Below are 1,153 nucleotides of genomic sequence, written 5' to 3'. Positions count from 1 at the left end.
TTGAGTTGACGCTTTCAATGGCATTAGTTGTGTACATGACTTTGCGAATGGCTTCGGTGTAGTTATAAAGTTGCTCCACATGTTTCCAATTAGCGTCCCATACACGAATAGCACCCGGATATTCAGACCATTGTTCTTTGAACTTTTCGAACTCAAGAAGCGCCACCTTCTTGTTTGGAGCTTTGTAGATTAGCTTTAAATGTGCTGTAAAGGCCTTATATTTCTTTTGAGGGATATATTTGATGGAGTTACGAATCATATGGACAATGCATCGTTGTATCACTGCTTTGGGAAAGATTGTTGCTGCACCATCTTCAAGACCCGGGAGTCCATCCATTGAGATAAAACCGATGTCTTCAACTCCACGAATTTTGAGCTCATCGAAGATTTGCATCCATTGAGACTTGTTTTCCGATTCGCCAATCCATAGACCGAGAATATCCTTTTTACCCTTTAGATCATAGGCTAGAATCGTATATATGGCATGTTTTTTGGTCTCGTATTCAGTGCGGATGTTGACATAGAAGCAATCAACAAAGAGAAAAGGATAGAACTTCTTTAGAGGCCGACGTTGCCATGTTGTAAGCTCTTCGAGAACACTATCTGTAATGATAGATATCTGCTGATGAGAGATGCTAAAACCATAAATGTCTTCAATAATATCAGCAATATCGCGTTGACTAATGCCTTTTGCATACATCGAAAGAACCTTGCCTTCGATGCTGCTGACATCTGTAGTTCGTTTTGGGATAATCTGCGGATCGAAGGTGGCTTCGCGATCTCTAGGAGGGTTGATTTCAATACCGCCCATTGATGTGTTGATAGTTTTTTTGCCACGTCCGTTACGACGGTTGGTCGTTGTCTTCTCAGAATGATCATTGGATGCAAAACCAAGGTGATGTTCCATTTCACCTTCAAGCATGCTTTCGAAGATTGGTCCAAAGATGGATTTCAAAGCATCTTGGATATCTTCAGTTGTTTTAGGGTCATAGGTTTCGATGATTGATTTGGCAATAGCCTCACCAGGAGTTGGGTCTTTCTTTTTAGCCATTTGTGTAATTCCTTCCATGATGTAATCCTTTCATAATCATAATCAAAACTCTTTGATTTTCCAAGAGTTTTTTGGAACTTACACACTTTATATTACACTGTC

At 40.1% G+C, this 1,153-nt stretch carries 1 protein-coding gene; it reads right to left on the bottom strand.

Annotated elements, in window-relative coordinates:
• Window positions 1-1,051, bottom strand: a 1,051-nt coding sequence (locus JOC49_RS13120; protein ID WP_423875623.1) for an IS256 family transposase, incomplete at its 3' end; no start/stop codon positions are given.
• Window positions 1,052-1,153 lie beyond the last annotated feature (102 nt).

This window comes from Fusibacter tunisiensis (genome assembly GCF_016908355.1).
GTDB lineage: Bacteria > Bacillota > Clostridia > Peptostreptococcales > Acidaminobacteraceae > Fusibacter_D > Fusibacter_D tunisiensis.
Note: the sequence above shows the minus strand (reverse complement) of the source record. Positions and strands in the feature narration are given on the sequence as shown.